Annotated in this window: 22 protein-coding genes; 15 read left to right on the top strand and 7 right to left on the bottom strand. The window is 59.5% G+C overall.

Annotation, left to right across the window (positions count from 1 at the left end; all coding sequences use genetic code 11):
- Window positions 1-24 precede the first annotated feature (24 nt).
- Together tssI and ABH909_RS15915 are read left to right on the top strand one after the other, a co-directional pair.
- Entirely contained in the window at window positions 25-2,034 is a 2,010-nt protein-coding gene (gene tssI, locus ABH909_RS15920; RefSeq protein WP_429434772.1) for a type VI secretion system tip protein TssI/VgrG, read from the top strand.
- A gap of 12 nt (window positions 2,035-2,046) precedes the next feature.
- Window positions 2,047-2,589, top strand: a complete 543-nt coding sequence (locus ABH909_RS15915) for a toxin-antitoxin system YwqK family antitoxin (protein ID WP_429434769.1) — start codon at window positions 2,047-2,049, stop codon at window positions 2,587-2,589.
- Window positions 2,590-2,788: 199 nt separating this feature from the next.
- On the opposite strand, the gene ABH909_RS15910 is transcribed toward ABH909_RS15915, so the two are convergent.
- A complete protein-coding gene (locus ABH909_RS15910) occupies window positions 2,789-3,184 on the bottom strand; it encodes a DUF4280 domain-containing protein (RefSeq protein WP_095635005.1) in 396 nt (131 codons plus the stop codon).
- Window positions 3,185-3,371: 187 nt separating this feature from the next.
- Here ABH909_RS15910 and ABH909_RS15905 point away from each other — a divergent pair, with 187 nt between their 5' ends.
- From ABH909_RS15905 to ABH909_RS15895, 3 genes are all read left to right on the top strand, one after another.
- Window positions 3,372-4,439, top strand: a complete 1,068-nt coding sequence (locus ABH909_RS15905; RefSeq protein WP_429434766.1) for a phosphotransferase family protein — start codon at window positions 3,372-3,374, stop codon at window positions 4,437-4,439.
- 37 nt (window positions 4,440-4,476) lie between these two features.
- On the top strand, window positions 4,477-5,244 hold the full coding sequence (locus tag ABH909_RS15900; protein ID WP_305449435.1) for an SDR family oxidoreductase: 768 nt from the start codon (window positions 4,477-4,479) through the stop codon (window positions 5,242-5,244).
- A gap of 292 nt (window positions 5,245-5,536) precedes the next feature.
- Complete coding sequence (locus ABH909_RS15895) at window positions 5,537-6,652, top strand: Gfo/Idh/MocA family protein (RefSeq protein ID WP_429434763.1); 1,116 nt, start codon at window positions 5,537-5,539, stop codon at window positions 6,650-6,652.
- Window positions 6,653-6,713: 61 nt separating this feature from the next.
- On the opposite strand, the gene ABH909_RS15890 is transcribed toward ABH909_RS15895, so the two are convergent.
- The 3 genes from ABH909_RS15890 to ABH909_RS15880 all read right to left on the bottom strand — a co-directional run bounded on the left by ABH909_RS15890 (window position 6,714) and on the right by ABH909_RS15880 (window position 9,025).
- Window positions 6,714-6,935, bottom strand: coding sequence for a hypothetical protein (locus ABH909_RS15890; protein WP_429434761.1), 222 nt, complete (start codon window positions 6,933-6,935; stop codon window positions 6,714-6,716).
- A gap of 151 nt (window positions 6,936-7,086) precedes the next feature.
- Window positions 7,087-7,335, bottom strand: coding sequence for a DUF1652 domain-containing protein (locus ABH909_RS15885; protein ID WP_429434759.1), 249 nt, complete (start codon window positions 7,333-7,335; stop codon window positions 7,087-7,089).
- A 193-nt stretch (window positions 7,336-7,528) separates the two neighbouring features.
- Window positions 7,529-9,025, bottom strand: coding sequence for a PAS domain S-box protein (locus ABH909_RS15880; RefSeq protein WP_429434756.1), 1,497 nt, complete (start codon window positions 9,023-9,025; stop codon window positions 7,529-7,531).
- 342 nt (window positions 9,026-9,367) lie between these two features.
- Between ABH909_RS15880 and ABH909_RS15875 the strand changes: the two genes are divergently transcribed.
- Window positions 9,368-9,826 carry an REP-associated tyrosine transposase gene (locus ABH909_RS15875; RefSeq protein WP_429434753.1) on the top strand — a complete coding sequence of 153 codons (459 nt, stop codon included), beginning with the start codon at window positions 9,368-9,370 and terminating at the stop codon, window positions 9,824-9,826.
- A gap of 222 nt (window positions 9,827-10,048) precedes the next feature.
- On the opposite strand, the gene ABH909_RS15870 is transcribed toward ABH909_RS15875, so the two are convergent.
- Complete coding sequence (locus ABH909_RS15870; protein ID WP_429434751.1) at window positions 10,049-11,332, bottom strand: Zn-dependent hydrolase; 1,284 nt, start codon at window positions 11,330-11,332, stop codon at window positions 10,049-10,051.
- 235 nt (window positions 11,333-11,567) lie between these two features.
- The gene (locus ABH909_RS15865; protein ID WP_218396349.1) at window positions 11,568-13,052 is read right to left on the bottom strand and encodes an NCS1 family nucleobase:cation symporter-1; all 1,485 of its coding nucleotides are present in this window, start codon (window positions 13,050-13,052) and stop codon (window positions 11,568-11,570) included.
- Window positions 13,053-13,674: 622 nt separating this feature from the next.
- On the opposite strand from ABH909_RS15865, the gene hydA reads away from it, so the two are divergent.
- From hydA to preA, 3 genes are all read left to right on the top strand, one after another.
- Entirely contained in the window at window positions 13,675-15,114 is a 1,440-nt protein-coding gene (hydA, locus tag ABH909_RS15860) for a dihydropyrimidinase (protein ID WP_429434749.1), read from the top strand.
- 207 nt (window positions 15,115-15,321) lie between these two features.
- Complete coding sequence (locus ABH909_RS15855) at window positions 15,322-16,689, top strand: NAD(P)-dependent oxidoreductase (protein WP_429439936.1); 1,368 nt, start codon at window positions 15,322-15,324, stop codon at window positions 16,687-16,689.
- Complete coding sequence (gene preA, locus ABH909_RS15850) at window positions 16,690-17,964, top strand: NAD-dependent dihydropyrimidine dehydrogenase subunit PreA (RefSeq protein WP_218396353.1); 1,275 nt, start codon at window positions 16,690-16,692, stop codon at window positions 17,962-17,964.
- Window positions 17,965-18,071: 107 nt separating this feature from the next.
- Here preA and ABH909_RS15845 read toward each other — a convergent pair whose 3' ends face one another.
- The gene (locus tag ABH909_RS15845) at window positions 18,072-18,692 is read right to left on the bottom strand and encodes a TetR/AcrR family transcriptional regulator (protein ID WP_429434746.1); all 621 of its coding nucleotides are present in this window, start codon (window positions 18,690-18,692) and stop codon (window positions 18,072-18,074) included.
- A 236-nt stretch (window positions 18,693-18,928) separates the two neighbouring features.
- Between ABH909_RS15845 and ABH909_RS15840 the strand changes: the two genes are divergently transcribed.
- The 6 genes from ABH909_RS15840 (at window position 18,929) to ABH909_RS15815 (ending at window position 25,201) form a co-directional block, all read left to right on the top strand.
- The gene (locus ABH909_RS15840; protein ID WP_429434743.1) at window positions 18,929-20,224 is read left to right on the top strand and encodes an OprD family porin; all 1,296 of its coding nucleotides are present in this window, start codon (window positions 18,929-18,931) and stop codon (window positions 20,222-20,224) included.
- A gap of 296 nt (window positions 20,225-20,520) precedes the next feature.
- The gene (locus tag ABH909_RS15835; RefSeq protein ID WP_429434741.1) at window positions 20,521-21,333 is read left to right on the top strand and encodes an NAD-dependent epimerase/dehydratase family protein; all 813 of its coding nucleotides are present in this window, start codon (window positions 20,521-20,523) and stop codon (window positions 21,331-21,333) included.
- A gap of 45 nt (window positions 21,334-21,378) precedes the next feature.
- Window positions 21,379-22,272 carry an SMP-30/gluconolactonase/LRE family protein gene (locus ABH909_RS15830; protein WP_429434739.1) on the top strand — a complete coding sequence of 298 codons (894 nt, stop codon included), beginning with the start codon at window positions 21,379-21,381 and terminating at the stop codon, window positions 22,270-22,272.
- Window positions 22,273-22,332: 60 nt separating this feature from the next.
- Window positions 22,333-23,316 (top strand): TRAP transporter substrate-binding protein, encoded by a 984-nt coding sequence (locus tag ABH909_RS15825; protein ID WP_429434736.1) that lies wholly within the window; start codon window positions 22,333-22,335, stop codon window positions 23,314-23,316.
- 76 nt (window positions 23,317-23,392) lie between these two features.
- On the top strand, window positions 23,393-23,920 hold the full coding sequence (locus ABH909_RS15820) for a TRAP transporter small permease (protein ID WP_429434733.1): 528 nt from the start codon (window positions 23,393-23,395) through the stop codon (window positions 23,918-23,920).
- The gene (locus ABH909_RS15815; protein WP_095634807.1) at window positions 23,921-25,201 is read left to right on the top strand and encodes a TRAP transporter large permease; all 1,281 of its coding nucleotides are present in this window, start codon (window positions 23,921-23,923) and stop codon (window positions 25,199-25,201) included. It begins immediately after the preceding gene.
- Window positions 25,202-25,321: the final 120 nt, after the last annotated feature.

The raw sequence follows: 25,321 nt of genomic DNA, 5'->3' as shown, positions 1-25,321 counted from the left end.
TTTTTCTTTTCCGAGGCGTTCCAGATGCCCCGCGCCACTGACAGCAACACCACCCTCTCCCTCACCGCCCCCTCGCTGTCGGCGCTTTATCCTGAGTCGCTCTCCGGTGAAGAATCGCTCAATGCACTGAGTTCGCAAACCCTCAACGGCCTCAACGACGGCACTTCCCTCACCCTGAACACCGCCGTCGCCACCCACGTCACCACCACCCTGCACAACGACGCCCTCACCCGCCCGATGGATGCGTTGGTCGCAGAAATCCGCCAACTCCCCGCCGACGCCACCGCAGAGCGCTATCAGCTTGTACTACGGCCATGGCTGTGGTGGCTGACCCTGGCCAGCAACAACCGGGTGTTCCAGAACCTCAGCACCTCAGACATCGTCACCACAATTTTCAAGGCCCACGGTTTCACCGATTTCAAGCTGTCGTTGAGCGGTAGCTACACCCCACGCGAATACTGCGTGCAGTACGGCGAAACCGATTTCGCCTTCGTTTCACGGTTGCTGGAAGAGGAAGGGATTTTCTGGTTTTTCACCCACGAGGACGGCAAACACACGCTGGTGCTGGGTGACAGCAACGATGCGTTTGTGCCAATCCCCAATGGACCCAAGGTGAACTATCTCGGCCAGCAGTTGGGTGAGCGAGAACTGCACGGCATTCGCTCCGGCCAGGTCTGCGTACAAGCGGTGGCCGGGGTGTATCAGGCGACGGATTACGAGTTCACCACCCCGACCACCTCGCTTTACAGCCAGGCCGAAGCAGTCGCCGGGCCACGGTCGATGTACGAGCACCCCGGTAGCTACAACACCAAAGCGCGCGGCGATGCGCTGACCAAGCAGCGGGTCGATGGATTGCGCAGTCAGGAGAAGCGCTTCGTGGGTGAAAGCGACTGCCGCTGGCTGGTGCCGGGACACTGGTTCACCCTCGCCGGTCATGATGACGCGAGCCTGAATATCGATTGGGTGGTAACGGCGGTAACTCACGAAGCCAGCCATGACAGTTATCGCAATCGCTTCGAAGCCATCCCCAAAGCCACACCTTTTCGCCCGGTGAGAACCACACCGAAGCCGCGAATGCACACCCAAACCGCCATCGTCGTCGGCAAGTCCGGCGAGGAAATCTGGACTGACGAATACGGCCGGATCAAGTTGCAGTTCCCGTGGGATCGCGACGGCAAGAACGACGAAGCCAGTTCCTGCTGGGTGCGGGTGGTACTGCCCTGGAGTGGCAAGGGTTTCGGCATGCAGTTCGTGCCACGGATCGGCCAGGAAGTGATCGTGACCTTTATCGACGGCGATCCGGATCGGCCGCTGGTGACCGGTTGCGTCTACAACGGTGACAACGCCCTGCCCTATGCGCTGCCAGCGAATCAGACCCAGTCCGGGATCAAGACCCAATCGTCCAAGGGCGGCGGCGGTTTCAATGAGTTGCGCTTCGAGGACAAGAAGGACGCCGAGGAGGTGTTTCTCCAGGCGCAGAAAGATCTGAAGATCAACGTGCTCAACGACACCACCGCCACGGTCGGCCATGACGAAACCCTGACCGTACAGAATGCCCGCACGCGTACGGTGAAGGAAGGCGACGAGACCGTGACCCTGGAGAAAGGCAAACGCAGCGTGACCATCCAGACGGGCAGCGACACTCTGGATGTGAAGGACAGTCGCACGGTGACCGTGGGCGCGGACCAGACTCACAGCACCGGTGGCAACTACACGCACAAGGTCACTGGCGATTACAGCCTGACGGTGGACGGCAATTTGACCATCAAGGTGACTGGTACCCTGACCCTGCAAAGCGGCGGCAGTTTTGCGATCAAGAGCGGTGCAGACCTGGCGGCGGAGGCCAGCACTTCGATCAGCCAAAAGGCCGGTACGTCCCTCAGCAATCAGGCCGGCACTTCGTTGGAGAACAAGGCCGGCACGACCATGACCAACGATGCCGGGATCAGTCTGACCAACAAAGGCGCCGCTTCGCAAACCGTGGACGGTGGCGGCATGCTGACGATCAAGGGTGGTCTGGTGCAGGTCAACTGACAAGGAGAACCCATGGCCATCACGCCGCTGGATTTGCAGCAGAACGATAAACAACTCAAAGGCCGTTTGCTCGATGGCCAGCTCGACGGTGCGTTGCACATCAAGGATGACGGGCGCGCGCAGGCCGATTTGCACTACAGCCAGGGCGAGCTGCAAGGCACTACCCTGCTTTACCACCCCAATGGCAAGATCTCGGCGCAGCTGCCGTTTGTTCGTGACAAGCTGCAGGGGGTCGCGAGTTTCTATGCGCCGCAAGGCTGGCTGCAGCGCAAGGCGACTTACCGCCGAGGGCTGCTGCATGGCGAGGCGTTCAATTACTTTCCCGACGGGCAACTGGCCGAGGCGGAGTTTTACCGCGATGGTGTGCGCGAGGGGCGCTATCAGCGCTTTCATCCCAACGGCAAAACTGCCGTCGAGGCTCGATATCTCAATGGTCAGTTGCTCGAACCGGAACAGGGTTTTGCCAGCGATGGGCGACCGCTGGATGCCGAGGGCAAGCCGATTTCGAGGGTGCGCTGGTGGTTCAGGCGGTGGAGTGATCCTACGCAAGCCTGAAGCTCTACATTGGCTGGGACGCCCTATCGTGGGCAAGCCCGCTCCCACAGTGATCACTGTTGTTCACAAATACTGCATTCACAGAAGATCCCCTGTGGGAGCGGGCTTGCTCGCGAAGAGGCCGGCACATTCAACATCGATGTCGCCTGACACGCCGCCTTCGCGAGCAAGCCCGCTCCCACAGTTTGATCGTTGGCGGTCAGGGAATCAGCATCTGCATCTGTCCCGGCATCACGATTTTTATCACCCCCGCCCAGTTGCACATCAGGGTGCTGTTGGCATCGATAGCCGGCATGCCGCCCAGCAGCAGGGTCGGCGCGCCGCCGGGGATCCACGGGGTGGCGGTGGCCGGGATGCAGGGCATCGGCGTCAATACGCCAAGCGCCGCGGCGGTGGCGGCCGCGACCATCGGGTTGGCCATGCTCATGCATGTACCGAACGGCATGATGTTTACCAACGGGATGTGATCCATGATGTTCGCCGCCGGCATGCCCCCGGTCAGCGTGCGATTCACCGGCAGCACGTTGAGTACCGCCGGTGCCGCGCCGAAACTGCATTGCAGGGTCGCGGTGGCGCAAACTTGCGGACAGCCCATGTCGAATCTCCTTCCTGGAAGCGACTTCCCTGAACCATAGTCCGCCGAGCCGGTTCGCGCACATCAGGAACGCTGATTGTCCGGCAACACGCTAACCTATAAGACCGTGCCGCGCTTGTGGCTACCCCGGCGCACCATTAGATTAGCCAATGATGTCTGGCCTCCAAAATAAGCAGAAGGGATAAGCATGGCGCTTACTGACCAGTCCACCCGTATCCGCTCCGGCGAAGAACTCGATGCCAGCCTGATCGATCCATACCTCAAGGCGCACATTCCGGGCCTGAGCGGCTTACCGAAAATCAGCCAGTTTCCGGGCGGTGCGTCGAACCTGACTTACCTGCTGGAATACCCCGAACAGGAGTTCGTCCTGCGTCGGCCTCCGTTCGGCCACAAGGCCAAGTCCGCCCACGACATGGGCCGCGAATTTCGCATTCTCAATCAGCTGCGGGACGGCTTTCCCTATTGCCCCAAAACCTATGTGCACTGCACTGACGAGTCAGTGATCGGCGCCGAGTTTTATGTGATGGAACGGGTCAAGGGGATCATCCTGCGCTCCGAACTGCCGCCGGAACTGGGCCTTGACTCTGCGAAGACCGAAGCCCTGTGCAAAAGCTTTATCGACAAATTCGTGGAACTGCACCGGGTCGATTACAAGGCCTGTGGCCTGGGCGACCTCGGCAAGCCCGAAGGTTACGTCGCGCGGCAAATCAAAGGCTGGAGCGAGCGTTACGAAAAAGCCCTGACCCCGGATGCACCGAAGTGGGAAGCGGTGAAGGCTTGGCTCAATGACAAGATGCCGGCCGACCACCCGACATCGAGCATCGTCCACAACGATTACCGCTTCGACAACGTGATCCTCGACCCCGAGAATCCGATGCAGATCATCGGCGTGCTGGATTGGGAATTGACCACCCTCGGCGATCCCCTAATGGACCTGGGCAACACCCTCGCCTACTGGATCGAAGCCGACGACCCAGCGCCGGTGCAATTGATGCGCCGTCAGCCGAGCCACGCTCCCGGCATGCTGACTCGCCGTGAATTCGTCGATTACTACGCCGAACGCGCGGGCATCCAGATCGACAATTTCGACTTCTACTACACCTACGGCCTGTTCCGCCTGGCCGGCATCGTGCAGCAGATCTACTACCGGTTCTTCCATGGTCAGACCCAGGACAAACGCTTCGCGCAGTTCATTCACATGAACAAACTGCTGGAGCAGATGAGCCTGCAAGTCATTGATAAATCCAGTCTCTGATCACGGCCGCTGATCGGGCCCATAACAAGGAAAAATCATGTCCAAGACTCAGTTGTTCGACCTCGACGGCAAGATCGCTTTCGTCTCCGGCGCCAGCCGCGGCATTGGTGAAGCCATCGCCAAACTGCTGGCGCAACAAGGCGCCCACGTCATCGTTTCGAGCCGCAAACTCGACGGTTGCCAGCACGTCGCCGATGCGATCATTGCCGCCGGCGGTAAAGCGACCGCCATCGCCTGCCACATCGGTGAAATGGAACAGATCACCCAGGTCTTCGCCGGTATTCGCGAACAGTTCGGGCGCCTGGACATTCTGGTCAACAACGCGGCGACCAACCCGCAGTTCTGCAACGTACTGGACACCGACCTGAGCGCCTTCCAGAAAACCGTCGACGTGAACATTCGCGGCTACTTCTTCATGTCGGTGGAAGCCGGCAAGCTGATGCGCGAGCACGGCGGCGGCAGCATCATCAACGTCGCCTCGATCAATGGTATTTCGCCGGGGATCTTCCAGGGCATCTACTCAGTGACCAAGGCAGCAGTGATCAATATGACTAAAGTCTTCGCCAAGGAATGCGCGCAATTCGGCATCCGTTGCAACGCCTTGCTGCCGGGTCTGACAGACACCAAGTTCGCTTCGGCGCTGGTGAAAAACGACGCCATACTGCAAACGGCGCTGCAGCAGATTCCGCTCAAGCGTGTAGCGGACCCAAGTGAAATGGCCGGCGCGGTTTTATACCTGGCCAGTGATGCGTCGAGCTACACGACTGGGGTTTCGTTGAATGTGGATGGTGGGTTTTTGTCCTGATTGGGTTCTGCGAATAAACCGAAGGCAGCCAAATGGCTGCCTTTTTTGCTTCTCACGCGAGCACACCAACCCCGTGTAGGAGCTGCCGAAGACTGCGATCTTTTGATCTATGGCGTCAGTTGAATCGTTAAAGATCAAAAGATCGCAGCCTTCGGCAGCTCCTACATGAGGATTGGTTTTACACAGGCAGTATCGGATCCAATATAAGAATATTTATTCCACCATTTGCATATTGGGAATATTTATTCCATAAATAGCCCTCCTGAAAATAAAAATCCAAAGGACCCCGGCTATGCGCGAACTCGGTATCGGACTTATCGGCACAGGTTTCATGGGCCGCGCCCACGCCTTGGCCTTTCGCAATGTCAGCGCCGTTTTTGAACTGCCGCTGAAGCTCAATCTCGCCGCCCTCGCCGACGCCGATCCGCAGCGCGCCCGGCACTGCGCCGACGCGTGGGGCTTCGATGCCGCTCACAACGACTGGCAACGGCTGATTGATGACCCCAAGGTCAATCTGATCGCCATCACCACTCCCAATCATCTGCACTACCCCATGGCCATGGCCGCCCTCGCCGCCGGCAAGCCGGTGTACTGCGAAAAACCGCTGGCGGTGAACCTCGAACAGGCCAGCGCCATGCGCCTGGCCGCCAAAGCTGCGGGCGTGGTGACGCGGGTCGGCTACAACTACCAGCACAACCCGATCATCGGCCTCGCTCGGGATTTGATTCAAAGCGGAGCGTTGGGACAGATCATCAGTTTCCAGGGCGAATTCAGCGAAGATTTCATGGCCGATCCCGTTTCACCCTGGTCCTGGCGCTGTGACGCCGATTACGCCGGCGGTGCCTTGGCGGACCTGGGCAGTCACTTGCTGGCCATGGCCCGTCATCTGCTGGGCGAAATCGAGGCAGTATGCGCGGACACCCAGACCGTGCATGCGCAACGCCCCGTTACGTTAGGTGGCCAGGAACGACGCGAGGTCGCGGTCGACGATCAGGTCCACGCGTTGCTGCGGTTCGCCAACGGCGCGCGAGGCACGTTCAGCAGCAGTTGGCTCAAACACGGTTACAAGAATCACCTGAGTTTTGAAATCAGCGGCACCCGGGGCACCCTGGCGTTCGATCAGGAACGCTTGAACGAACTGCGGATGTATCGCGCAGGGCAAGGCGGTTTTCAACGGCTATTGGCAGGGCCGGATTTACCGGGTTATGCCGCCTTCAGCCCGGCACCGGGGCATCAGTTGGGTTACAACGAACTCAAGACTCTGGAAGTGCATGAGTTGGTGATGGCACTGGCAGGCCTCGGTCAGGACGGGACGGATTTCGAGCAAGCATGGGAAGTCGAACGCCTGGCGACAGCGATTCGTCTGGCGGCACGCGAGTCGCGGTGGGTCAGGATCGAGGACGTCTGAATCACCGCTCGGGCCACGCCCGCCAGTCGCGCAGTGGGCAACTGGCGGTGCACGCCATTGCTTACTGAGTGACGCAACGGGTCAGGGTGGTGGTCCGCGTCACCTGCCCTTCAGCCCTCATGTCACCCTGTACATCGGTGTTTTCGGAGGTCTGACAGGTACGAACCGGTGGCGGTGGTGGCGCAGCGGGTGGCGGTGGTGGCGGACTGGCGCAACCACCCAGAATCGCCGTGCAGAGTACGAGCGACAGTGGCGAAAAAATACGTATCCCAAGACTGTTCATAGGCTGACCCGCGGTGAGTAATCGACATTTTCCGCGACACAAAAACCACACCGCCTACCTGCGGCCCCGTCACAGAAAAGAAATACCTCGCATTCCTTATAGCCCAGCCACCCGCCAATGCCAGAAAAAGCAGCGGGAAACAAACCAGCGCCTACGAAGCACTGGACCGATGCAGACCAATGCTCTCAAGCTCGTACTGCAACTCTTCAATCAACGCCGTCAACGCCTCCGGCGTCCTGAGAGTCGACATGTTCAAGCCGCTGACCACCAGATCCACCTGCCCCGTCGCCGGATGATAAAGCTTCACCGTCAACGAATTATCCCCGGTGAGCGCGCACTCACAGGCCAACGGCGAAAAACTGCGCTCCAGTTGCATACGCAATTGCGCCAGATGATTCATCCCGATTCACCTTGGCGACCACCTGAAATCGACTCCACGCTTGAATTGTTCGCACCCATGTGGCTGTTCCTTTAGCTGCATCGAATAGGACGCGATACCGACCCGAAGCCACGTATCGCACCCTCACAGCCTAGAAAAACCAGCCTCTGAGCAGAACATCAAAATGCACCATGCCGACTAGTGCATTTGCATCTTAACGTTGCCCCTTGGGCCGCCTCTCGCTGGAGAACAGACCCCGTTCGCGAGCCCATACAATCGCCTCACTGCGGCTGTGCACGTCGAGTTTTGAATACACCGTCGAAACATGATTGCGCACCGTATTAGGCGCCAGTTTCAGGCGTGCGGCGATTTCCTTGTCGGCCAGGCCTTCACAGATCAAACCGAGCACATCGCGCTCTCGCGCGGTCAGTTCGGTGAACGACACAGCGGGCAACTGCGGTGAACTGACGTTCTTCACGTTGGCGAGTTTTTCGATCAGCGTGCGGCTGAACCAGGAGGCGTCTTTCATCACCTCTTCAATGGCCGACACCAGTTCCAGCTCGGTGCGTTTGCGCTCCGTAATGTCCATCAACACCAGCAAGTAGCAAAGACTGTCCTGAATGTTCACGGTGTCTGCCGAAATTGCACAATCGATCAGCCCCACATCTTTCCTGCGCACTCGGAGATCGACGCGATCCACCCTGCCGTTTTTTTCCAGGGCCGCAAACAATCGCGTGCGAGCGCCTGCGTCATCGATGAAACCGAGTTGCGCCACGGTCTTGCCGAGCACCTCTTCACTCGGCCACGCGAGGGTATCGAGAAACGCTTCGTTGACATCCATCACCACTTGATCGTCGGCGCTGCATACCAGGATCGGCACCGGGGTGAGGCGAAAGGCTTTGGCAAACCGTTCCTCACTCAGGCGCAGGGCAGTTTCGGCCTTGTGCCGCAGCTCCATGTCGACGAAGGAAAACAGCATGCAAGCTTCGTCGTTGAGCTCCAGCGGTTGCCCGGCAACGATCACCTGTTTGCTGCCACCGTCGGGCAATTGCAGTTCGGCCTGCATCTGCGGAATGGTTGCCCCGTCACGCAAACGCTGCTTGGCCAGGTCCTTGTTTTCAGCGCGCTCCAGCACATCCAGTTCATAGGTCGAAGCACCGATCACCTGATCACGGGTATAGCCGGTCATCTCCAGGAAGCCCTGGTTGACTTTGATATAGCGCAAATCGCTGAGGCGACAGATCACCGCCGGGGCCGGGTTGGCATTGAAGGTCTTTTCGAAACGCTGCTCGGCGCTGGCCCACTCGGTGACATCGTTCATGATCAGCACCAACGACTCCGGCTCGCCGGTGTGGTCGGCCAGCACCATGCTGCGCACACTGTGAACCCAGGTGCGTTCGTCGTTTTCGACTGGCGTCAATTCGACCAGCACATCGCTGAACATCTCGCCGCGGGCAACGCGGCTGATCGGATAATTCTGCGTCGCAACCGGGTGATTGTTGCGATAGCGCAAGGCAAACCGCTTCGCGTATTCCTTGGCATTGGCGCCCAGCTCACCGATCCGACTGACCCCGTGCATGGTCAGCGCGGCGTCGTTGGCCCACAGGATCGTCTGGTCGAGTTCCAGCAAAATCACCCCGTCGGACAGACCGGCGATGATCTGCTGCAACTGGCGGCGATTGGTTTCGGTGGTCAGGACGTCCTGGCTCATTGGAACTCCACGGTTGCGGCGGCGCCGGTACGCGCGGCCCTGTGAAGATTACGACCGCTGGGGGCTCTGATAGTGCGAATGAAGCGGGTGCCGGGACCAGAAGATCAAAAGATCGCAGGCTTCGCCAGCTCCTACGGGAGGGCGTACATCCGCGTGATCACGGGTGTACCCAGTCACGGTTGCGTACACCCGCGTGATGACATGCGTGCTCGGTCAATGTAGGAGCTGCCGAAGGCTGCGATCTTTTCGACGGCTTCGAAATATTCCGAAAACGCTTTCATCCACGCCACTCAAGCTAACGACTAACGTTTATCTGACAACACACCTCATGGAGGCCAAGGAATGGCTATCGCTGCAAAAGGATGTCGCCTGCGCAAGGCTCGATTTTCCGAATCTGGTCGTATTTATCTATTGACCGTCGTCGTTCATCAACGAGAGCCGGTATTCGCAGATTGGCGGATGGGACGGCTTCTGGTCGACCAACTGCGCTGTGCCGATCAAGCCCCGATGGTCAACTCGATGGCATGGGTAGTGATGCCGGATCATCTGCATTGGTTATTGGAGCTCCAGCACGGGACCTTGGCCGAACTGATGTGCCGCATCAAATCCAGAAGCAGCCGATCGATCAACCTTGTGCGTCGCAGCCAAGGCCGATTATGGCAACGAGGATATTACGATCGGGCTTTGCGTCGCGATGAAGACATCAAGGATGCAGCGCGTTACATCATCATGAATCCGTTGCGCGCGGGATTGGTGAAACGGGTGGGTGATTATCCGTTGTGGGATGCCATTTGGATTTGAGAGGGTCAAGATCAAAAGATCGCAGGCTTCGCCAGCTCCTACAGGAATTGGGTACATCCGCATGATCACGGGTGTACCCGATCAATGCAGGAGCTGCCGCAGGCTGCGATCTTTTCGGCGGCCACGGCGGAAGATCAAAAGATCGCAGGCAGGATGTATCCGCATGATCACGGGTGTACCCGATCAATGTAGGAGCTGCCGCAGGCTGCGATCTTTTGATCTTCAAGCCGCAAGTTCGCCGCTGGCAATCGCATCCGAAGCCGCCAGCATCGCCCGCAACAACACCGCACATCCGGCGGCCAAATCATCGGGCGCGGCGTTTTCGATTTCGTTGTGGCTGATGCCGCCCTCGCAAGGCACGAAGATCATCCCGGCCGGGCCGAGTTCGGCGAGGAAGATCGCGTCATGCCCTGCTCCGCTGACGATGTCCATGTGCGACAGACCGAGACCTTGAGCGGCGCCGCGTACCGCTTCGACGCAGCCCTTGTCGAAGTACAGCGGCGGGAAGTCGGCGGTGGGGGTCAGTTCGAAGGTCAGGCCGTGTTCCTCGCAGGTGGTTTCGATGACTTCGCGAACTTCGGCGATCATTGAGTCGAGTTGCGCGGGCTCCAGATGACGGAAATCCAGGGTCATGCGCACTTCACCGGGAATCACATTGCGTGACCCGGGGTAGGCTTGCAGGCAGCCGACGGTGCCGCAGGCGTGGGGTTGGTGGCCGAGGGCGGCGCGATTGACCGCGCCGACGATTACCGAAGCGCCAACCAGAGCGTCCTTGCGCAGGTGCATCGGCGTCGGACCGGCATGGGCTTCGACGCCGCGCAGTTTCAGGTCGAACCATTTCTGCCCGAGGGCGCCCATCACGACACCGATGGTTTTGCGCTCATCCTCAAGAATCGGGCCTTGCTCGATGTGAGCTTCGAAATACGCGCCGACGGCATGGCCGCTGACCTTGCGCGGCCCGGCATAGCCGATGGCGTTCAAGGCTTCACCGACGGTCACGCCCTGGGCGTCGACCTTGGCCAGGGTTTCTTCGAGGGTGAATTTTTCCGCGAACACGCCGGAGCCCATCATGCAGGGGGCGAAGCGCGAGCCTTCTTCGTTGGTCCAGACCACCACTTCCAGCGGCGCTTCGGTTTCCACGCCCAGGTCATTGAGGGTGCGCAAGACTTCGACCCCGGCCAGCACGCCGAAGCAGCCGTCGAACTTGCCGCCCGTGGGTTGGGTGTCGATGTGGCTGCCGGTCATTACCGGTGGCAGGTTCGGATTGCGCCCCGGACGGCGGGCGAAGATGTTGCCGACCGCGTCGATGCTGATGGTGCAACCGGCCTCCTCGCACCAGTTCACGAAGATGTCCCGAGCCTGGCGGTCGAGGTCGGTCAGGGCCAGCCGGCAGACACCGCCCTTGACCGTGGCACCGAGTTTGGCCAAGTCCATGAGCGACTGCCACAGACGGTCGCTGTTGATGTGCTGATGGGTGGATTGCAGAACGTCTATGGCAGCGTTCATGGTGATCTCCTCAGGCAGTTGTTATAGGTTCTTCAGGCGAATTTTTGGTGTGTTTGAGGCCACCTTCGCGAGCAAGCCCGCTCCCACAGGGGAATGCATTCCAAATGTAGGAGCTGGCGAAGCCTGCGATCTTTTTGGGGCCGCCGGAAAGCTAGATCAAAAGATCGCAGCCTTCGGCAGCTCCTACGGGGGGAATGCATTCCAAATGTGGGCTTGCTCGCGAAAGGGTCACCCCTCACACCGCCGATTTCACGGCCGTAGGACTCGGCCGCATCACACTCAACCCGTAATAAATCAGCCCACCAAGGGCCGAGCCGGTGAACCAGCCGTAGCTGTAGAACCAGCTGAACGCATCGCTGCCCAGCGACAGCAGAGTCAACGCTACCGGCACGCCGAACGCGATAAAACCGAACCAGTTCCACGCCGGGTAAACGTCATCACGGTAGAGACCGGCCAAATCCAGTTGCTGTTTCTTGATCAGGAAATAGTCCACCACCATGATCCCGGCGATCGGGCCCAGCAGGCTCGAATAGCCCAGCAACCAGTTGGAATACACCGTCTCCAGGCTCAAATCCGAGACGATCAGCCCGAGTTTTTTCAACAATTCATGAGCCATCAGCGCCAACCCGACCAAACCCGTGAGCATCACCGCTTTGGTGCGGTTGATGACCTTGGGCGCAACGTTCTGAAAATCGTTGGTCGGCGAAACAATGTTGGCTGCAGTGTTGGTCGACAACGTGGCGATGATGATCAGCGCCATGGCCAGGGCGACCCAGACCGGGCTCTGGATATGGCCGATCAGCGTGACCGGATCGGAGACAGTAACGCCGACCAGTTTTACCGAGGCAGCCGTCATCACCACACCAAGGGAGGCGAACAGGAACATGGTCAAGGGCAAGCCGATGATCTGCCCGACGATCTGATCCTTCTGGCTTTTCGCGTAGCGGCTGAAGTCCGGAATGTTCAGCGACAAAGTCGCCCAGAACCCGACCATGGCGGTCAGCCCGGCGGCAAAGTAACTGACCACGCTGGCCCCTTCCGGACGCTTGGCCGGGATCGCCATCAATTCAGTCATCGATACGTTCGGCATCGCCCACACCAGCAGCCCCACACCCACCAGCACCAACAACGGCGCCGAAAGGGTTTCCAGCCATTTGATCGAGTCCGCGCCGCGAATCACCACCCACAGGTTCAAGGCCCAGAACAGCATGAAGCCGATCACTTCACCGGTGCCGCCGAGGGCTTTCCAGCCATCGAACACCGAGCCGAGAAACAGGTGAATCGCCAGCCCGCCGAACATCGTCTGAATGCCGAACCAGCCGCACGCCACCAGGGCACGAATCAGGCACGGAATGTTGGAGCCGAGGATGCCGAAGGACGAGCGCAGCAACACCGGAAACGGAATGCCGTACTTGGTGCCAGGGAAGGCATTCAGGGTCAGGGGGATCAGCACGATGATGTTGGCAAACAGAATCGCCAGCAGCGCTTCACCGACGCTCAGGCCGAAATAAGCGGTGAGCACGCCGCCGAGGGTGTAGGTCGGCACGCAGATCGCCATGCCGACCCACAGCGCAGTGATGTGCCATTTGTTCCAGGTTCGTTCGCGCACCTTGGTCGGTGCCATGTCGTGGTTGTAACGGGGACTGTCAAGCACGTCGCTGCCGGCTTCGAGCTCAAACAAGCCGTCGCGCTCGGTCACTTGCGATCTGATCTGTTGCATGGCCGCTCCACTGTTCTTTTGATTATTTTTGCTCATCAGGGGCTGGCGCAAAGTGCGCAGGCCCGACGATGGCCGGAGAAACTGACAACTTTCATGGACCGGCCAAGGTGTCAGCGGCGGCATCAATAAACGTGCCGGGTGCCCCGCTAGCGCATCGGGCAGTGCCATAAAATTTCGCTAACCAACTGATATTAATCAGCTTTATTTAGCCAGCTATTGAATCCGCGGTGAGTTGCCATGCCACTCAGGCCGAATGTCAGGCAAGTTGTCCGAACAGTCAGGACTCAATCTGGTGCGTCGATCTTTTTTGAAAGATTGCGCATCAACCATAGACCATCCTCAAGCAGCTGATTTCACATAGAAAATCTTGACCATATTTCGAACCTGTCAAGTGCGTCAAAATGGTGAGAGGCCTCACCATTTTGGTGATTTCCAGTTTAAATCGTTATTTTTCAACAAGTTAAATCAGTCATAAGCTTATAAAAAATATTCTTGCTCAATCGACAAACTGCAGCTAGCGTTTATTCTTGACAGCGCTGACAGGAATACACCGATTGGCGTCTGCTTCATATAAAACATTTAGAACCGGCATCAGTCGGTCAATGCCTGCGAGGAACTCGGAATGTCTCTGTTGATCCGTGGCGCCACCGTTATTACCCATGATGAAAGTTATCGCGCCGACGTCTATTGCGCCGACGGCGTGATCAAAGCCATCGGTGAAAACCTCGATGTTCCCGCCGATGCGGAAGTGCTCGACGGCAGCGGCCAATACCTGATGCCCGGCGGCATCGACCCGCACACTCATATGCAGCTGCCCTTCATGGGCACGGTGGCCAGCGAGGACTTCTTCAGCGGCACCGCGGCGGGGCTTGCCGGCGGTACCACCTCGATCATCGACTTCGTGATTCCCAACCCGCAGCAATCGTTGATGGAGGCGTTTCATCAATGGCGCGGCTGGGCGGAGAAGTCGGCGTCGGACTACGGTTTCCACGTCGCCATCACCTGGTGGAGCGAGCAGGTCCGCGAAGAAATGGCCGAGCTGGTCAGCCATCACGGGGTCAACAGCTTCAAGCACTTCATGGCCTACAAGAACGCGATCATGGCCGCCGACGATACGCTGGTGGCGAGTTTCGAGCGGTGTCTGGAATTGGGCGCGGTACCGACCGTGCACGCGGAAAACGGCGAGCTGGTCTATCACCTGCAACGCAAGTTGATGGCCCAGGGCATGACCGGGCCGGAAGCGCATCCGCTGTCGCGGCCTTCGCAGGTGGAAGGTGAAGCCGCGAGCCGGGCGATCCGCATCGCCGAAACCCTTGGCACGCCGTTGTATCTGGTGCACGTCTCGACCAAGGAAGCCCTCGACGAAATCACCTACGCCCGCGCCAAAGGCCAACCGGTCTACGGCGAAGTCCTGGCCGGGCATCTGCTGCTGGACGACAGCGTTTATCAACACCCGGACTGGCAGACCGCCGCCGGTTACGTGATGAGCCCGCCCTTCCGTCCTCGCGGCCATCAAGAGGCGCTCTGGCATGGCCTGCAAGCGGGCAACCTGCATACCACCGCCACCGACCATTGCTGCTTCTGCGCCGAGCAGAAGGCCGCCGGCCGTGACGACTTCAGCAAGATCCCCAATGGCACCGCGGGTATCGAAGACCGCATGGCGGTGCTCTGGGATGAAGGGGTCAACACCGGGCGTTTGTCGATGCAGCACTTCGTTGCCCTCACCTCCACCAACACCGCGAAGATCTTCAACCTCTATCCGCGCAAAGGGGCAATCCGCGTGGGCGCCGATGCCGATCTGGTGCTGTGGGATCCGCAAGGTACGCGGACGATTTCTGCCAAGACCCATCACCAGCAAGTCGATTTCAATATTTTTGAAGGCAAGACCGTGCGCGGCGTGCCGAGCCACACCGTCAGCCAGGGCCGCGTGGTGTGGGCCGATGGTGATTTGCGGGCCGAGCGTGGTGCCGGTCGGTATGTCGAACGGCCGGCGTATCCGGCGGTGTTTGATTTGCTGAGCAAGCGGGCTGAGATGAACAAGCCGACGGCAGTGAAACGCTGACCTGACCACCTGTGGCGAGGGAGCTTGCTCCCGCTGGACTGCGCAGCAGGCCCAAAACCAGTCGACTCGGAGTGTCAGGACTACCGAATTGTCAGGAATCGGGGCGGCTTCGCCACCCAGCGGGAGCAAGCTCCCTCGCCACAGGATGATGCGTAAAAACCAATGCCCACCAGAGGCAGCACCTCAAATAACCGTGAGGCCACCACCGTGATCAAGACCTTGAACCACCTCCCGCATCCCCATGAGGACGCGGCCGCCCTCGCCGGCCATTTCACCGATCTGGCGCCACCGCTCAACGACCGTCAGGCCCATCTGGAAGCCTCGCGCTGTCTGTATTGCTACGACGCGCCCTGCGTGAATGCCTGCCCAAGCGACATCGACATTCCATCGTTCATCCGCAATATCCATCAGGAGAACGTTCAGGGTGCGGCGCAAAAAATCCTCTCGGCGAACATCCTCGGCGGCAGTTGCGCCCGGGTCTGCCCGACGGAGATTCTTTGCCAGCAGGCCTGCGTACGCAATAACGCCCAGGAATGCGCGCCGGTGCTGATCGGCCTGTTGCAACGCTATGCCGTGGACAACGCCCATTTCAGCGAACACCCGTTTCAGCGCGCCGCGGCAACCGGCAAGCGCATTGCTGTGGTCGGTGCCGGGCCAGCCGGTTTGTCCTGCGCGCACCGCAGCGCCATGCATGGCCATGACGTGGTGATTTTCGAGGCGCGGGAAAAGGCTGGCGGCCTCAACGAATACGGGATCGCCAAGTACAAACTGGTGGACGATTACGCGCAGAAGGAACTTGAATTCCTGATGGGGATCGGCGGGATCGAAATCCGCCACGGCCAGAAACTCGGCGACAACCTGACCCTCAGCGAACTGCATCAGCAATTCGACGCGGTGTTCCTCGGCCTTGGTCTGGCCGCCAGCAAACAGTTGGGTCTGGTTCACGAGGATGCGCCCGGCCTGCTCGCCGCCATCGAGTACATCCGCGAATTGCGCCAGGCCGATGACCTGACGCAACTGCCACTGGCCGAGCACTGCATTGTGCTCGGTGCCGGCAACACCGCCATCGACATGGCCGTGCAAATGGCTCGCCTCGGCGCACGCGATGTGAATCTGGTGTACCGCCGCGGCGTCGAGGACATGGGCGCCACCGGTCACGAACAGGACATCGCCAAGGCCAATCAGGTGCGGCTGCTGACGTGGGCACAACCCGACGAAGTCCTGCTCGATGAGAATGGCCAGGTGCGCGGCATGCGCTTTGCCCGCACCCGGTTGGTGGAAGGTCGACTGCAAACCACCGGCGAAACCTTCGAACTGGCCGCCGACGCGATCTTCAAAGCCATCGGCCAAACCTTCGACAACAGCGCCCTCGCCGATCCGCTGGCCCGTGAACTCAAGCGTCAGGGCGACCGCATCCTCGTCGACGAACAGCTGCGCACCAGCATTCCCGGCGTGTATGCCGGCGGCGATTGCACCAGCCTCGATCAGGACCTCACCGTGCAGGCCGTGCAGCACGGCAAGCTGGCCGCCGAGGCCATCAACGCTCAACTCATGCTCAACGTGGAGGCTGCGTAAATGGCCGATCTCTCGATTGTCTTCGCCGGCATCAAAGCCCCCAATCCGTTTTGGCTGGCCTCTGCGCCACCGACCGATAAAGCCTACAACGTGGTTCGCGCGTTCGAGGCTGGCTGGGGCGGCGTGGTCTGGAAAACCCTGGGTGAGGACCCGGCGGCGGTCAACGTATCGTCGCGTTACTCGGCACACTTCGGGGCTAATCGGGAGGTGCTTGGTTTTAACAACATCGAACTGATCACCGACCGTTCGCTGGAGATCAACCTGCGGGAAATCACCCAGGTCAAAAAGGACTGGCCGGATCGCGCGCTGATCGTGTCGCTGATGGTGCCCTGCGTCGAAGAGTCATGGAAAAACATCCTGCCGCTGGTGGAAGCCACCGGAGCCGATGGCATTGAACTGAATTTCGGCTGCCCCCACGGCATGCCGGAACGGGGTATGGGCGCGGCGGTCGGCCAAGTGCCGGAATACGTCGAGCAGGTCACCCGCTGGTGCAAGACGTATTGCTCGCTGCCGGTGATCGTCAAGCTCACGCCGAACATCACCGACATCCGTGTCGCCGCCCGTGCCGCTTACCGGGGTGGGGCCGATGCGGTATCGCTGATCAACACCATCAACTCAATCACCAGCGTCAATCTGGAACGCATGGTCGCCAACCCAGCCGTGGGCAGCCAAAGCACCCACGGTGGTTATTGCGGCTCGGCGGTGAAGCCGATTGCCTTGAACATGGTCGCCGAAATCGCCCGCGATCCACAGACCCAAGGCCTGCCGATCTCAGGTATCGGCGGCATCGGCAGCTGGCGCGATGCGGCGGAATTCATTGCGCTGGGCAGCGGTTCGGTGCAGGTGTGCACGGCGGCCATGCTGCATGGTTTCCGGATTGTCGAGGAGATGAAGGACGGCTTGTCACGCTGGATGGACAGTCAGGGCTACGCCAGCGTGTCGGAGTTTTCCGGGCGAGCGGTGGGCAATACCACGGACTGGAAGTACCTGGACATCAACTATCAGGTGATTGCGAAGATTGATCAGCAGGCGTGCATCGGTTGCGGTCGCTGCCACATCGCTTGCGAAGACACCTCGCACCAGGCGATTGCCAGCCTTAAGCAGGCGGACGGGACGCATAAATATGAAGTGATCGATGATGAGTGTGTGGGGTGCAATCTGTGTCAGATCACGTGCCCGGTGCAGGATTGCATCGAGATGGTGCCGATGGATACGGGCAAGCCGTTCCTGGACTGGAACCATGATCCGAGGAATCCGTACCACGTTGCTGTTTGATCGTTGAAATTCAAAAGATCGCAGCCTCGTTTCACTCGACAGCTCCTACAGAGAAATGCGTAACCCTGTAGGAGCTGTCGAGTGAAACGAGGCTGCGATCCCTTGATTTATGGCTCCAACCCGATCCCCCGCAAGATCACACTGGTCACCGTCTGCACCGCCCGCTCGAACTGCATGTCCGACAGCGGCTGGTGGTCATTAAGAATATTCACCTGGTGATCGAAGTCGGCGTAGTGCTGGGTTGAAGCCCAGATCATGTACAGCAGGCTGGAAGGCTCCACCGGCAGGATGCGTTTGTCCTCCACCCACTGGCGAATTTTCGCTTCTTTCATCTTGGCCCAGTCGTACAGGCTGGCGTCCAGTTTCTCACCCAGCGTCGGCGCACCGTGGATGATTTCGTTGGCCCAGACTTTCGAACCGTACGGTCGGCTGCGGGAATGGTTCATCTTGGCGCGGATGTAGCTGCTGAGCACCACTCGCGGGTCGTCGAACATCTCGAAGCACGAGGCGTCCTGCTTCCAGACCTCCAGCAAACCCAGCAAGACCGCGCTGTACAGCTCGCTCTTGGTGCTGAAGTAGTAGTGCAGGTTGGAACGCGGCAATTGCACTTCGGCAGCGATGTCGGCCATGGCAGTGCTGCCGAAACCTTTTTCGGCAAAGACTTTTTCGGCCCCCAGCAGAATTTTTTCGACGTTACTGCGACGAATCTCGATCTTGTGATTGCCCATGAGGGCTCCCTGACAACAGCGTTGGTCAAGACTAGCACCCGCTCTGGATCGGGGCGACAGGGGAAAACGAAACTTCATACAGCGGTCTTGCGGCTTGGTGACAGTCAATGCTGATGGACAAGTCATCGTATAACTTGTGATTGACATTCCCTCAAAGCCTCGCAAATAATCGCCGCCAATGTTGTACGACGACGTATAACAAGAATAAAAACAACAAAAAACAAGGGAGCGTTATCGTGAGCAGATTCGCCCGCAATTCCTTCGCCAGCACCCTTCGCCCTACCTTCGTCCGTCGCCATACTCTCAGTCTGATCGGTTGCAGCAGCCTGGCCCTCGCCCTGCCCATGACCAGCCAGGCCGAAGGTTTCGTCGATGACGCCAAGGCCACGCTGAACCTGCGCAACGCCTACATCAATCGCAACTTCACCAACCCGAACAATGCCCAGGGCAAGGCTGAAGAGTGGACGCAAAACTTCATCCTCGACGCCAAATCCGGGTTCACCCAGGGCCCCGTCGGTTTCGGCGTGGATGTGCTCGGCATGTACTCGCAGAAACTCGACGGCGGTAAGGGCACGGGCGGTACGCAGTTGCTGCCGATCCATGATGACGGCCGCCCCGCCGACAATTTCGGCCGTCTGGGTGTGGCGCTGAAAGCCAAGGTGTCGAAAACCGAATTGAAGGTCGGGGAATGGATGCCGGTGCTGCCGATCCTGCGCTCCGATGATGGTCGCTCGCTGCCGCAAACCTTTCGCGGCGGTCAGGTCACCTCCACCGAACTCAGCGGCCTGACGCTCTACGGCGGTCAGTTCCGCGGCAACAGCCCGCGCAACGACGCGAGCATGGAAGACATGTCGATGAACGGCAGAGGCGCGTTCACCTCCGACCGCTTCAACTTTGGCGGCGGCGAGTATGCGTTCAATGAAAAACGTACTCAGGTCGGCGTCTGGTACGCGGAACTCAGCGATATTTATCAGCAGCAGTATTTCAACCTGAGCCATAGCCAGCCCATGGGTGACTGGACCCTGGGTGCCAACCTCGGTTACTTCATTGGCAAAGAAGACGGCAGCGCGCTGGCCGGCGACCTCGACAACAAAACCGCGTTCGCCCTGCTCTCGGCCAAATACGGTGGCAACACCTTTTATGTCGGCCTGCAAAAACTCAGCGGCGACAGCGCCTGGATGCGCGTCAATGGCACCAGCGGCGGCACGTTGGCCAATGACAGCTACAACGCCAGCTATGACAACGCCAAGGAACGCTCCTGGCAGGTGCGCCACGACTACAACTTCGTCGCCCTCGGCATTCCCGGCCTGACGCTGATGAATCGCTACATCAGCGGCGATAACGTGCACACCGGGGCGATCACCGATGGCAAGGAATGGGGCCGCGAATCGGAACTGGCCTACACCGTGCAAAGCGGCGCGCTGAAGAGCCTCAACGTCAAATGGCGCAACGCGACCATCCGCCGCGATTTCAGCACCAATGAATTCGATGAGAACAGGATCTTTATCAGTTACCCGATTTCGTTGTTGTAAGGCGGACATTGCTAGCTGCATAGAACCCTGTGGCGAGGGAGCTTGCTCCCGCTGGAGTGCGAAGCGCTCCCGGATCTCTGAATGTTCCTGAACTTCTGGTTTGGGGGCTGCTTCGCAGTCCAGCGGGAGCAAGCTCCCTCGCCACAGGTTCAGTGCACTCACTGGATGAACATGACCCTCCGTCAATTTCAACCAAAGTCGCGTTGACAAGCACCAGAAAGCCCAACAATATTCCACCAAGTCATACGACAACCTACAACAACCAATAACTATAAATTTTCTGTTCAGGTATTTACATGACGACCACATCCCCCTTCAATCGCCTGCTCCTGACCGGTGCCGCCGGTGGCCTCGGTAAAGTCCTGCGCGAACGCCTGCGACCTTACGCCAACGTCCTCCGTCTGTCGGACATCGCCGACATGGCGCCAGCCATGGATGATCGCGAAGAAGTCATGCCGTGCGACCTCGCCGACAAGCAAGCGGTGCATCAACTGGTCGAAGGCGTGGACGCGATCCTGCACTTCGGCGGCGTGTCGGTAGAACGTCCGTTCGAAGAGATTCTCGGCGCCAACATCTGCGGCGTGTTCCATATCTACGAAGCGGCTCGTCGCCACGGTGTGAAACGGGTGATTTTCGCCAGTTCCAACCATGTCATCGGCTTTTACAAGCAGGACGAAACCCTCGACGCCCACTCCCCTCGCCGCCCGGATGGCTATTACGGTTTGTCCAAGTCCTACGGCGAAGACATGGCCAGTTTCTACTTCGATCGCTATGGCATCGAAACCGTCAGCATCCGCATCGGCTCCTCGTTTCCGGAACCACAGAACCGTCGAATGATGAGCACCTGGCTGAGCTTCGACGACATGACCCGACTGCTCGAACGCGCGTTGTACACCCCCAATATCGGCCACACCGTGGTGTACGGCATGTCCGACAACCAGAGCGTGTGGTGGGACAACCGTTTCGCCGCACACCTGGGTTTTGCGCCACAGGACACCTCCGAAGTGTTCCGCGAAAAAGTCGAAACCCAACCCATGCCTGCCGAGGATGATCCGGCCCGGGTTTATCAGGGCGGTGCCTTTGTCGCGGCCGGGCCGTTCGGCGACTGAGCCCTCGCCAATCCCCACATAACAAAGCCAAGGGAATGCGTTGCCATGCAAGCCGAATTGATTGTCGATGCCCGCAATGCGGTCGGTGAAAGCCCGGTGTGGGTCCCTGAGGAAAACGCCCTGTACTGGGTCGATATTCCAGCTGGCGGGCTACAGCGCTGGAGCGCCGACAGCGGGCACGTTCACGCCTGGAAAGCCCCGCAAATGCTCGCCTGCATCGCTCGGCACAGCGCGGGTGGCTGGGTCGCCGGCATGGAAAGCGGATTCTTTCACCTGCACCCGCACAACGATGGCAGCCTCGACAGCGAACTGTTGGCCCACGTCGATCACGCCCGCCCCGACATGCGCCTGAACGATGGCCGCTGCGATCGTCAGGGCCGTTTCTGGGCCGCCAGCATGGTGCTGGACATGAGCGCCAACGCTTCCGACGGCACGCTCTATCGCTACAGCGCCAGGCAACGCGGGCCGCTCGACGCCCGGCTCAGCGGTTTCATCGTGCCCAATGGCCTGGGTTTCAGCCCGGACGGCAAGACCATGTACCTCTCGGATTCGCACCCCAATGTGCAGCAGATCTGGGCCTTCGATTACGACATCGACAGCGGCACGCCGTCTAACCGTCGGCTGTTCGTCGACATGCATCACTTCCTTGGCCGCCCCGATGGGGCGGCAGTGGATGCCGACGGTTGCTATTGGATCTGCGCCAATGACGCCGGGCTGATTCACCGTTTCACTCCCGATGGCCGACTGGATCGTTCGCTTCCCGTGCCGGTGAAGAAACCGACCATGTGCGCCTTCGGTGGCAGTCAGCTCGACATGCTGTTTGTGACCTCGATCCGCCCCGCCGACGACCATGACGAACAGTCGCTGGCCGGCGGCGTGTTTGCCCTCAACTCCGGCGTCAAAGGCTTGCCCGAGCCGGTGTTCAACGAATTGCTGTAACCCCTCTGCTGCATCGCTGTGCCTTGAATAAAAAAAACAACAAGACTGGAGACGCAACCCATGGCTTTCAAACGCACCTTGCTCGCCGCTGCACTTCCCATCACTGCAGCACTCACCTTCACCCTCAGCAGCGCCGCCCAGGCGCTGGAAATCAAATTCGCCGACATTCACCCCGCCGGTTACCCGACGGTAATCGCCGAAGAACAACTGGGTAAAACCCTGGTGGCCGACAGCAACGGCAAACTGACGTTCAAGATGTTCGCCGGCGGTGTGCTTGGTTCGGAAAAAGAAGTCATCGAACAGGCCCAGGTCGGCGCCATTCAAATGGCCCGGGTCAGCCTCGGCATCGTCGGGCCGGTGGTGCCGGACGTGAACGTGTTCAACATGCCGTTCGTGTTCCGCGACCAGGCGCACATGCGCAAAGTCATCGACGGTGAAGTCGGTGACGAAATCCTCGACAAGATCACCCACTCCGAATTCAACCTGGTCGCCCTGGCCTGGATGGATGGCGGCACCCGCAATATCTACACCAAGAAACCGGTTCGCAGCCTCGCCGACCTCAAAGGCATGAAGATCCGCGTGCAGGGCAACCCGATGTTCATCGACACCATCAATGCCATGGGCGGCAATGGCATCGCGATGGACACCGGCGAGATCTTCAGTGCCTTGCAAACCGGGGTGATCGACGGCGCGGAAAACAACCCGCCGACCCTGCTCGAACACAACCACTACCAGAACGCCAAGTTCTACAGCCTGACCGGGCACCTGATCCTGCCCGAGCCAATCGTGATGTCGAAAATCACCTGGGAAAAACTCAGCCCCGACCAGCAAGTGCTGGTGAAGAAAGCCGCCAAAGCCGCACAGGCCCAGGAACGCACACTGTGGGATGCGAAGTCGGCCAGCAGCGAAGAAAAACTCAAGGCCGCCGGCGTCGAGTTCATCACCGTCGACAAAAAACCTTTCTATGAAGCCACCGCGTCGGTCCGGGAAAAATACGGCGCGCCTTACGCCGACCTGATCAAGCGCATCGAAGCCGTTCAGTAACCCTCCCTGCATTCATGAAAGGCCCGGCACCGTTGACGAGTGAATCGTCAGCGGCGCCCGGTTACGGTGAAACCCGATGAAGAATTTGCTGCTGCGCATCAACGACAGGATTTACATGACCTGCATCTGGGTCGCCGGTCTGTCGGTCCTGGCTATTTCCCTGATCATTCCCTGGGGCGTCTTCGCCCGTTACATCCTCGGCACCGGTTCCAGCTGGCCGGAGCCCACGGCGATCTTGCTGATGATGGTCTTCACCTTCATCGGCGCTGCCGCCAGTTATCGCGCCGGTGCGCACATGGCCGTGGCCATGCTCACCGACCGTATGGCCCCTGAATTGCGCAAGACCATGAGCCTCGTTTCGCAACTGCTGATGGCGACCATTTGCCTGTTCATGGCCATCTGGGGCACCAAGCTCTGTATGTCCACCTGGAACCAGTTCATGAGCGCCTTGCCTACCCTGCGTGTGGGCATCACCTACATGCCAATCCCCGTTGGCGGTGTGCTGACGCTGATTTTTGTGCTGGAAAAACTCTTGCTCGGTGACCAGAGCAACCGTCGGGTCGTGCGTTTCGACCTGGTTGAAGAAAGCGAAGGTGCCGCCTAAATGGACGCTCTGATTCTGCTCGGCAGTTTTATCGCTTTGATCCTGATCGGCATGCCGGTCGCCTACGCCTTGGGGCTTTCTGCCCTGATCGGTGCGTGGTGGATCGACATTCCGTTCCAGGCGCTGATGATTCAGGTCGCGGGCGGTGTGAACAAATTCTCGTTGCTGGCGATTCCGTTCTTCGTGCTTGCCGGCGCGATCATGGCCGAGGGCGGCATGTCCCGCAGGCTGGTGGCTTTTGCCGGGGTGCTGGTGGGGTTCGTGCGCGGCGGCTTGTCGCTGGTGAACATCATGGCCTCGACCTTCTTTGGCGCGATTTCCGGGTCTTCAGTGGCAGACACGGCGTCGGTCGGTTCAGTGCTGATTCCAGAGATGGAGCGTCGCGGCTATCCGCGTGATTTCTCCACCGCAGTGACGGTCAGCGGTTCAGTGCAAGCCCTGCTGACGCCACCCAGCCATAACTCAGTGCTGTACTCGCTGGCCGCTGGCGGGACCGTTTCGATCGCTTCGCTGTTCATGGCCGGCGTGGTGCCGGGGCTGATGATGAGCGCGTGCCTGATGGTGCTGTGCCTGATCTTCGCCAGAAAGCGCAATTATCCCAAGGGCGAAGTCATTCCCCTCAAGCAGGCGCTGAAAATCTGCGGTGAAGCGATGTGGGGCATGATGGCGATGGTCATCATTCTCGGCGGGATTCTCTCGGGCATCTTCACCGCCACCGAATCGGCGGCGATCGCGGTGCTGTGGTCATTCTTCGTCACCATGTTCATCTACCGCGACTACAAGTGGAGTGAGCTGCCCAAATTGATGCACCGCACGGTGCGCACCATCTCGATCGTGATGATCCTGATCGGCTTCGCCGCCAGCTTCGGCTACATCATGACGCTGATGCAGATCCCGGCGAAGATCACCACGATGTTCCTGACCCTGTCGGACAACCGTTACGTGATCCTGATGTGCATCAACGTGATGTTGCTGTTGCTCGGCACGGTGATGGACATGGCGCCGCTGATCCTGATCCTCACGCCGATTCTGATGCCGGTGATTCTGGGCATTGGCGTGGACCCGGTGCAGTTCGGCATGATCATGCTGGTGAACCTGGGGATCGGTTTGATCACGCCACCGGTGGGCGCGGTGCTGTTTGTCGGCTCGGCGGTGGGCAAGGTCAGCATCGAAAGCACCGTGAAAGCGCTGCTGCCGTTCTATGGCGTGCTGTTCCTGGTGCTGATGGCCGTGACCTACATTCCCGCCATTTCGCTGTGGTTGCCGCATTTGGTGTTGTGACAACGGCTGGCAAATCTCCCTGTGGCGAGGGAGCTTGCTCCCGTTGGCTCGCGCAGCGGGCCCCAGCAATCTTCCAGAGGGACCGAGTTATCTGGATTTACGACTGCTTCGCAGCCGAAC

Source organism: Pseudomonas sp. BS3782 TE3695 (assembly GCF_050435305.1).
Lineage (GTDB): Bacteria > Pseudomonadota > Gammaproteobacteria > Pseudomonadales > Pseudomonadaceae > Aquipseudomonas.
This window is presented reverse-complemented; position numbering and strand designations above follow the sequence as displayed.

Bases quoted from the DNA above. Each gene is read 5' to 3' on its own strand.
- ABH909_RS15875 (WP_429434753.1), top strand. From the start codon at position 9,368: ATGGCTATCGCTGCAAAAGGATGTCGCCTGCGCAAGGCTCGATTTTCC.
- ABH909_RS15845 (WP_429434746.1), bottom strand. From the start codon at position 18,692: ATGGGCAATCACAAGATCGAGATTCGTCGCAGTAACGTCGAAAAAATT.
- ABH909_RS15820 (WP_429434733.1), top strand. From the start codon at position 23,393: ATGAAGAATTTGCTGCTGCGCATCAACGACAGGATTTACATGACCTGC.
- ABH909_RS15895 (WP_429434763.1), top strand. From the start codon at position 5,537: ATGCGCGAACTCGGTATCGGACTTATCGGCACAGGTTTCATGGGCCGC.
- ABH909_RS15885 (WP_429434759.1), bottom strand. From the start codon at position 7,335: ATGAATCATCTGGCGCAATTGCGTATGCAACTGGAGCGCAGTTTTTCG.
- ABH909_RS15910 (WP_095635005.1), bottom strand. From the start codon at position 3,184: ATGGGCTGTCCGCAAGTTTGCGCCACCGCGACCCTGCAATGCAGTTTC.
- ABH909_RS15915 (WP_429434769.1), top strand. From the start codon at position 2,047: ATGGCCATCACGCCGCTGGATTTGCAGCAGAACGATAAACAACTCAAA.
- ABH909_RS15865 (WP_218396349.1), bottom strand. From the start codon at position 13,052: ATGCAACAGATCAGATCGCAAGTGACCGAGCGCGACGGCTTGTTTGAG.
- ABH909_RS15900 (WP_305449435.1), top strand. From the start codon at position 4,477: ATGTCCAAGACTCAGTTGTTCGACCTCGACGGCAAGATCGCTTTCGTC.
- ABH909_RS15835 (WP_429434741.1), top strand. From the start codon at position 20,521: ATGACGACCACATCCCCCTTCAATCGCCTGCTCCTGACCGGTGCCGCC.
- ABH909_RS15880 (WP_429434756.1), bottom strand. From the start codon at position 9,025: ATGAGCCAGGACGTCCTGACCACCGAAACCAATCGCCGCCAGTTGCAG.
- ABH909_RS15905 (WP_429434766.1), top strand. From the start codon at position 3,372: ATGGCGCTTACTGACCAGTCCACCCGTATCCGCTCCGGCGAAGAACTC.
- ABH909_RS15815 (WP_095634807.1), top strand. From the start codon at position 23,921: ATGGACGCTCTGATTCTGCTCGGCAGTTTTATCGCTTTGATCCTGATC.
- tssI (WP_429434772.1), top strand. From the start codon at position 25: ATGCCCCGCGCCACTGACAGCAACACCACCCTCTCCCTCACCGCCCCC.
- ABH909_RS15825 (WP_429434736.1), top strand. From the start codon at position 22,333: ATGGCTTTCAAACGCACCTTGCTCGCCGCTGCACTTCCCATCACTGCA.
- preA (WP_218396353.1), top strand. From the start codon at position 16,690: ATGGCCGATCTCTCGATTGTCTTCGCCGGCATCAAAGCCCCCAATCCG.
- hydA (WP_429434749.1), top strand. From the start codon at position 13,675: ATGTCTCTGTTGATCCGTGGCGCCACCGTTATTACCCATGATGAAAGT.
- ABH909_RS15890 (WP_429434761.1), bottom strand. From the start codon at position 6,935: ATGAACAGTCTTGGGATACGTATTTTTTCGCCACTGTCGCTCGTACTC.
- ABH909_RS15870 (WP_429434751.1), bottom strand. From the start codon at position 11,332: ATGAACGCTGCCATAGACGTTCTGCAATCCACCCATCAGCACATCAAC.
- ABH909_RS15830 (WP_429434739.1), top strand. From the start codon at position 21,379: ATGCAAGCCGAATTGATTGTCGATGCCCGCAATGCGGTCGGTGAAAGC.